The sequence below is a fragment of the Amycolatopsis sp. GM8 genome, assembly GCF_021653975.1.
Lineage (GTDB): Bacteria > Actinomycetota > Actinomycetes > Mycobacteriales > Pseudonocardiaceae > Amycolatopsis_E.
The window spans coordinates 512,851-520,079 of sequence record NZ_JAJKFK010000007.1 but is presented as its reverse complement, the minus strand read 5'-3'; the positions used below and the strand labels follow the sequence as shown (position 1 = coordinate 520,079).

Sequence of the window (7,229 nt, the reverse complement as noted above, 5' to 3'; positions counted from 1 at the left end):
CGTGAGTGTTTCGGTGGTTTTGGCGGTGGGGAAACGCCCGGTCCCATTCCGAACCCGGAAGCTAAGCCCACCAGCGCCGATGGTACTGCACCCGCCAGGGTGTGGGAGAGTAGGACACCGCCGAACTCAAATTAAGGACCTCGAGGCCCTGGTTGAGACCCCGCAAGGGATCTCCCAGGGCCTCGAGGCATTTCCGGGTCCGAATGGGGCTGAGTCGATCCGCCCGGGTCCGTATCCTGAATGGGTGACCGCGCCCCGCATTCTCGTGATCCAGCCCGACGAATCCGATCCGGTCGGTCCGCTGGGCGAGTGGTGCACCGCCGCTGGTGCCGAGCTCGACATCCGGCTGCCGCCGGCCGACGAACTGCCCGCCGGCCTCGACGGCTACCAGGGACTCATCTGCCTCGGTGGCGGAATGAACGCCGAAGACGACTCGGCGCACCCGTGGCTGAAGTCCGTGCGCGACCTGCTCGCCGCGGGCGCCCACAGCGGTTTGCCGACACTCGGCATCTGTCTCGGTGCCCAGCTCCTCGCCGTCGCCACCGGCGGCCGGGTCGAGCAGGGCACGAAAGGGCCCGAGGTCGGTGCCCATCTCATCGCGAAAAAGGACGCCGCCTGGACCGATCCGCTGTTCGCGGACCTGCCGCTGATGCCCGACGTGATGCACTTCCACGGGGACGAGATCAGCCGTCTCCCGGTGAACGCTGTCCTGCTCGCCTCCGCGCCGCGGTACCCCAACCAAGCCTTCCGGCTCGGGCGCTGCGCGTACGGGGTGCAGTTCCACATCGAGACCACCGCCGAGCTCGTGCAGTCCTGGGCGGCGGACGAACCCGACATGGCCGCCACGGCCAAGCCAGGGGCCTTCGACGCATCCACTCTCAATCAGATCCACCAAGACCTCGCCGACACCTGGCAGCCATTCGCCGAGCGTTTCGTGCGACTGGCGGGCGGTGCGCTCGAGCCGGCGACTCCGGCCCCACGCAACACTCTGCCGCTGGCCTGAGCACGGCTACGGTGGACCTCGATGGTTGAGCAAGCACGCGGGGCGGCTTCCCCCGCACGGTACGGCTTCACCGACGACCGGGCCGAGGGGCAGCTGCGTGCCGCGGGCTGGTGGACCGACGCCGGGCCCGACCCGTCGAGCACCGGCGTCCTGATCGCGCTCTCGCGTTCCGCCGACCCCGACCTCGCGCTCCGCGGCCTCGACCGCCTGCGCGAAGCGGACCCGGGCGGCTGGACCGAGCTGTCCGACGCGCTGTGCGGGAACGCGGGGCTCCGCGGCCGGCTGGTCGCCGTGCTCGGCACGTCGAGCGCGCTCGCGGACTTCCTCGTCGGCTCGCCGGGGGAGTGGCGCCGGCTCACGACCGACGAGTGCACCGACACCAGCTGCTTCACCGACGAACTCCTCGCCGCCGTCCAGGCCGGCCGGCCGGAGGCGCTCACCGGCACCGCCGCCGAACAGGCGCTCAAGGCCGGGTACCGGGGCCTGCTGCTGGAGATCGCGGCCGCGGACCTCGGCCAGTTCGTCGAACCCAACCTCGATCCGTCGCCCTACACCGAGGTGACGGGCCGGCTCACCGCCCTTGCCGAAGCGGCGCTCACCGCCGGTCTGGCCGTCGCCCACGCCGAGCTGGCGGACAAGGAGCTCGACGGCACCCGGCTCGCGGTCATCGCGATGGGGAAGTGCGGCGGCCGCGAGCTGAACTACGTCAGCGATGTCGACGTCATCTTCGTCGGCGAGGGCGACCTCCAGCTCGCGACCAGGCTGGCCAGCACGATGATGCGCGTCGTCCATGGCGCGTGCTTCGAGGTCGACGCGGCGCTGCGGCCCGAAGGTAAGGCCGGGGCCCTCGTCCGGAGCCTCGACGGGCATACCGCCTACTACCAGAAATGGGCCCGCACCTGGGAGTTCCAGGCGTTGCTCAAGGCGCGCGCGGTCGCCGGGGACAACGAGCTCGGCAGCCGGTACATCGAGATGGTCGACGACGTCGTGTGGTCCGCCGCGGAGCGCGAGAACTTCGTCGAGGACGTCCAGCAGATGCGCCGGCGCGTCGAGAAGCACGTGCCGTCCGATCTCGCCGACCGTGAGCTGAAGCTCGGCCGCGGCGGGCTGCGTGACGTCGAGTTCGCGGTGCAGCTGTTGCAGCTCGTGCACGGGCGCGCGGACGCCGATCTGCGCCAACGGTCCACAATGGACGCTCTGCGGGCACTCGGCACCGGTGGCTACGTCGGTCGCGAGGACGCGGCCCAGCTCGAGACCGCGTACGAGTTCCTGCGCACCGTCGAACACCGTTTGCAGCTGCGCCGTCTGCGCCGCACCCACCTGTTCCCCGAAGACTCCGATATCGCCGAGCTCCGGGTGATCGCCCGGGCGATGGGGATCCGGCCGGAGCGCGGGCAGGGCGCGGCGAAGGTGCTCCTCGGGGAGTTTCGCCGGTACGCGCAACGGATCCGCAGACTGCACGAGAAACTCTTCTACCGCCCGTTGTTGCAGTCCGTCGCGAGCGTGCCGACAGAGGCCCTGCGCCTCACCACGAAACAGGCGGCCCAGCGGTTGAGCGCACTTGGCTATGCCGCGCCCGACGGGGCCCTGCAACACATCCGGGCGCTCACCACGGGCGTCTCGCGCCGGGCGTCGATCCAGCACACGCTGCTGCCCGTGATCCTCGACCTGCTCGCTGACACCCCGGACCCCGACGGCGGGCTCCTCGCGTACCGCAAGGTGTCCGAGGCACTCGAGGAAACCCCTTGGTACCTCAGGGTTCTGCGTGACGAAGGTGCCGTCGTCGAGCGGCTGGCGCACCTGCTCGGCACGTCCAAGCTGGTGCCGGACCTGCTGGTGCGGGCGCCGGAAGTGTTGCGCCTGCTGGCCGATCCGGCTCAGCTCGCCGGCCGGGATCCCGCCGAGGTCGCGAACTCTTTGCGTGCCGCCGTGCGGCGGCAGCCGGGGATCAAGGCGGCGGTCGCCGCCGCACGATCTTTGCGGCGCCACGAGCTGCTGCGGGTCGCGGCCGCCGATCTGCTCGGCCTGCTGGACGTCCGCGCCGTCTGTGCGGCCCTGTCGAGCGTCTGGGTCGCCGTGCTGCAGAGCGCGCTCGCGGCGGCGATCACGCAGCGCGTGGCCGAAGTCGGCCACCAGCCCGCGACCATCGCAGTCATCGGGATGGGGCGGCTCGGCGGCGCGGAACTCGGTTACGGGTCCGACGCCGATGTTCTCTTCGTCTGCGAAGCGAACGAGGGAGCTGAAGACGGCGAAGCGGTCCGGTTCGCTTCGTCGGTCGCGGAGACGGTCCGCAAGATGCTGGGGCAGCCGAGCGCGGACCCCCCGCTGGAGGTCGACGCCGACCTCCGGCCCGAAGGCCGCGGCGGCCCGCTCGTCCGCACGCTCGAGTCGTACCGTGCCTACTACGCGCGCTGGGGTGAGGTGTGGGAGGCGCAAGCCCTGCTGCGCGCTCGCGCCATCGCTGGCGACAACGATCTGGGCGCACGGTTCATCGAGATGGCCGACGCGATCCGGTACCCCGACGGCGGGCTGGACGCGACACGCGTCCGCGAGGTCCGGCGGATGAAAGCGCGTGTGCAGACCGAACGCATCCCCCGCGGCACCGACTCGAACCTGAACACGAAACTGGGCCGCGGCGGTTTGGCGGAAGTCGAGTGGACCGTGCAGCTGTTGCAGCTACGGCACGCACACGACGTGCCGGCGCTGCGCACCACCTCGACCCCGAACGCGCTGACCGCCTTGGCCGAGGCCGGGTTCATCGGCGCCGAAGACGCCGAGGCCCTCACCGAGGCATGGTTGCTCGCGACGCGGGTCCGCAACGCGACGGTGCTGGTGCGTGGCAAGGCATCCGACCAGGTGCCGAGCACCGGCCGCCCTCTCGCCGCCGTGGCAGGCGTGTTCGGCTACGACGAGGACGACCTGGGCCGGTTCCTCGACTACTACCGCCGGATCACCCGGCACGCGCACGTCGTGGTCGAACGGGTGTTCTTCGAGGACTGACATCACAGCGAAACCGTCCGGCCCGCCGCCTACAGTTGGGGCCGTGAGCGAGCGCGAGCCCTTCCGGATACAGATCAAGGTGCGGATGTACGAGCTGGACATGCTCGGCCACCTCAACCACGCCGTGTACCACTCGTACTGCGAGGTCGCGCGCATCGAGGGGCTGGCGAAGGCCGCCGGCGGGGCCACCCCGATCGAGGAGCAGCACATCGCGCCGGTGCTGCTCGCCTCGACCATCACCTACCGGCGCGAGATCCGGATGGGCGAGACCGTCGAGGTGACGGCCGACGCCACGTTCGGCCCCGGCAAGACCTTCCAGATCGAGCACCGCATCTACAAGGCGGACGGCACCGTGTCCGCCGAGCTGGTCTGCACCATCGGCCTGATGGACCTGGCCCGGCGCAAGCTCGTCGACGACCCGCGCGGCCGGTTCGAGCGAGCCGGCTACGACCTGAAAGTCCTCTCCACCGCGGAGTAATTCCCTTAGGCGGCACGGGAAGTGGCGGCGTGGGTGAGCCCGCGCAGGTCTGCCCGCGCCGCGTCAGTGATCGGTGCGTGGTCCAGTGCGGCCAGCGCCCGTGCGGTCCGCTGGACGATCATCTGCTCGACCGTGGCCGGTGCGCCGGTCGCGGCGATCACCTCCCGCAGCAGCCCTGCTTCGTCCTGGCCGAGGTCCGGTTTGCCATACAGGGCACGGATTCGGCCGGCCTGCGCGGGTGTCGCCTCCCGCCGGGCCATGGTGATCAGCACCGTGGGCTTGCCATCCCGCAGATCGTCCATAGTGGACTTTCCGGTGACCGCCGGATCGCCGAACACACCGAGCAGATCGTCGCGCAGCTGGAAGGCCTCGCCCAACGGGATCCCGAAATTCGTGAAGGCGCGCAACAGCTCGGGCTCGGCGCCGGCCAGCACCGCACCGATGTGCAGCGGACGCTCCACAGTGTACTTTCCCGTCTTGTACCGGATGATGGTCAAGGCTCTGGCAAGCGAGTCGCCCGAGGTCTGGTCGAGCAGATCCAGTGCCTGCCCGGTCATCAGCTCGGTGTGCATGTGATGACGCACGGCCTGCGCTTCCCGGATCCTGGCCGCGGGCAACCCGCAGGTGTCCAGCATCTCCTGCGACCAGGTCAGGCACAGATCTCCGCTCAGGATGCCCAGCGGCACACCGAGCGTCCGGTGCAGCGACGGGCGGCCACGACGCGTCTTCGAGTCGTCCATGATGTCGTCGTGGATCAGGGCGAAGGCGTGGAACAGCTCCAGCGAAGCCGCGGCGACGATGATCGCGTCGTCGTCCTCGGCGCCACCGGCGCCGCGCCAGCCCTGGTAGCAGAACAGCGGCCGGAGCCGTTTTCCGCCGGACAGCACGAAATCACGGATACCGTCGAAGATCGGCGTCAGCTCCGGCGGGTCCGTGAACACGGATGCCTTGCTGTCGAAGAAGTCTGCGAGGGCGCGATCGACCCGCTGGGAAAGTCCCGGGACGGGAGCGCGATTGTTCTCGACAATGGGCGTACACACGGGGAAACCTCCTGTGGCGCAAGGTAGGCATCTCCCGGTGTAGCTGACGCGCCGCCAATACAGAACAACGTGGCCGGTCAACCGCCCGTTTGCTCGACGGATTCACCCACCTCCGTGCCGGGGTAAGCCCACTGTTGCACGTAGGGTGACCCAAAAAGGAACGCCGACGGCGAGGGCGTTTTCCACTCCCCGCCGCCGGCGTGCTCTTGTTTCCCAGGCGACTTACACGTCGTAGTACAGCGCGAACTCGTACGGGTGCGGGCGCAGCCGCAGCGGGTCGATCTCCTGCTCCCGCTTCAGCGAGATCCACGTCTCGATCACGTCGGGGGTGAACACGCCACCCTCGGTGAGGAAGTCGTGGTCGGACTCCAGGTTCTCGAGCACGGTGCCGAGATCGGCCGGCACCTGCTTGACGTCCTTGGCCTCCTCGGGCGGCAGCTCGTAGAGGTCCTTGTCGATCGGGTCGGCCGGCTCGATCTTGTTCTTGATGCCGTCCAGGCCCGCCATCGTCATCGCGGCGAAGGCCAGGTACGGGTTACCCGACGAGTCGGGGCAACGGAACTCGATGCGCTTGGCCTTGGCGTTCGTGCCCGTGATCGGGATCCGCACGCAGGCGGAGCGGTTGCGCTGTGAGTACACCAGGCTGACCGGCGCCTCGAAGCCCGGCACCAGGCGGTGGTAGGAGTTCACCGTCGGGTTCGTGAACGCGAGCAGGCTCGGCGCGTGCGCCAGGATGCCGCCGATGTAGTGCCGGGCGGTGTCGCTCAGGCCCGCGTAGCCGGACTCGTCGTAGAACAGCGGCTGGCCGTCCTTCCACAACGACTGGTGGCAGTGCATGCCCGAGCCGTTGTCGCCGAAGAGGGGCTTCGGCATGAAGGTCGCGGTCTTGCCCGCGTTCCACGAGGTGTTCTTCACGATGTACTTGAACAGCTGCAGGTCGTCCGCGGCGTGCAGCAGCGTGTTGAACTTGTAGTTGATCTCAGCCTGGCCCGCGGTGCCCACCTCGTGGTGCGCGCGCTCCAGCGTGAAGCCGGACGCCATCAGGTGCTGGCTGATCTCGTCACGCAGGTCGGAGTAGTGGTCGACCGGCGGGACGGGGAAGTAGCCGCCCTTGTACTTGGTCTTGTAGCCGCGGTTGCCGCCCTCTTCTTCGCGGCCGGTGTTCCACCAGCCTTCGATCGAGTCGATCTCGTGGAAGGTGCCGTTCTCGGCGGAGTTGAACCGGACCGAGTCGAAGATGTAGAACTCCGCCTCCGGGCCGAAGAACACGGTGTCCGCGATGCCGGACTCGGCGATGTACTGCTCCGCCTTGCGGGCGATGTTGCGCGGGTCGCGGCTGTAGGCCTCACGCGTGAACGGGTCGTGCACGAAGAAGTTGATCGAGAGCGTCTTCTGCTTGCGGAATGGGTCGATCCGCGCGGTGTCCGGGTCCGGCAGCAGAAGCATGTCCGACTCGTGGATCGACTGGAAACCACGGACGGAGGAGCCGTCGAAGGCCAGTCCCTCGGCGAACGCGTCCGTGTCGAACGACTTCGCGGGAACGGTGAAGTGCTGCATCACGCCCGGCAGGTCACAGAACCTGACATCGACAAACTGCACGTCCTCATCCGCGATGAGGCGTTGGATATCTTCTGGAGTAGTGGACACCCTCTGTAACTCCTTCAACTGTCTTGCCGGGAGGCAGTACTCTCTTCGGCTCACGCTAAAA

Annotated in this window: 5 protein-coding genes and 1 rRNA gene; 4 read left to right on the top strand and 2 right to left on the bottom strand. The window is 68.8% G+C overall.

What is annotated here, in order from left to right:
* Positions 1-9: 9 nt before the first annotated feature.
* The 4 genes from rrf to LOZ83_RS31245 all read left to right on the top strand — a co-directional run bounded on the left by rrf (position 10) and on the right by LOZ83_RS31245 (position 4,481).
* Positions 10-126 (top strand): 5S ribosomal RNA (gene rrf, locus LOZ83_RS31260).
* Positions 127-244: 118 nt separating this feature from the next.
* Complete coding sequence (locus tag LOZ83_RS31255; RefSeq protein ID WP_236795329.1) at positions 245-1,003, top strand: type 1 glutamine amidotransferase; 759 nt, start codon at positions 245-247, stop codon at positions 1,001-1,003.
* A 21-nt stretch (positions 1,004-1,024) separates the two neighbouring features.
* Positions 1,025-4,003 carry a bifunctional [glutamine synthetase] adenylyltransferase/[glutamine synthetase]-adenylyl-L-tyrosine phosphorylase gene (locus LOZ83_RS31250; RefSeq protein WP_236795328.1) on the top strand — a complete coding sequence of 993 codons (2,979 nt, stop codon included), beginning with the start codon at positions 1,025-1,027 and terminating at the stop codon, positions 4,001-4,003.
* Positions 4,004-4,046: 43 nt separating this feature from the next.
* Positions 4,047-4,481: a thioesterase family protein gene (locus tag LOZ83_RS31245; protein ID WP_236795327.1), complete on the top strand. Its 435-nt coding sequence runs from the start codon at positions 4,047-4,049 to the stop codon at positions 4,479-4,481.
* Between the two features lie 5 nt (positions 4,482-4,486).
* Here the strand turns inward: LOZ83_RS31245 and LOZ83_RS31240 are convergent, their stop codons facing one another.
* Together LOZ83_RS31240 and glnA are read right to left on the bottom strand one after the other, a co-directional pair.
* Positions 4,487-5,521 (bottom strand): polyprenyl synthetase family protein, encoded by a 1,035-nt coding sequence (locus tag LOZ83_RS31240; protein ID WP_236795326.1) that lies wholly within the window; start codon positions 5,519-5,521, stop codon positions 4,487-4,489.
* Between the two features lie 222 nt (positions 5,522-5,743).
* Complete coding sequence (gene glnA / locus LOZ83_RS31235; protein WP_236795325.1) at positions 5,744-7,168, bottom strand: type I glutamate--ammonia ligase; 1,425 nt, start codon at positions 7,166-7,168, stop codon at positions 5,744-5,746.
* Between the last annotated feature and the right edge of the window lie 61 nt (positions 7,169-7,229).

What these genes read in the sequence shown, in the direction of transcription:
- LOZ83_RS31250 (WP_236795328.1), top strand. Translation starts at nt 1,025, where the DNA reads ATGGTTGAGCAAGCACGCGGGGCGGCTTCCCCCGCACGGTACGGCTTC.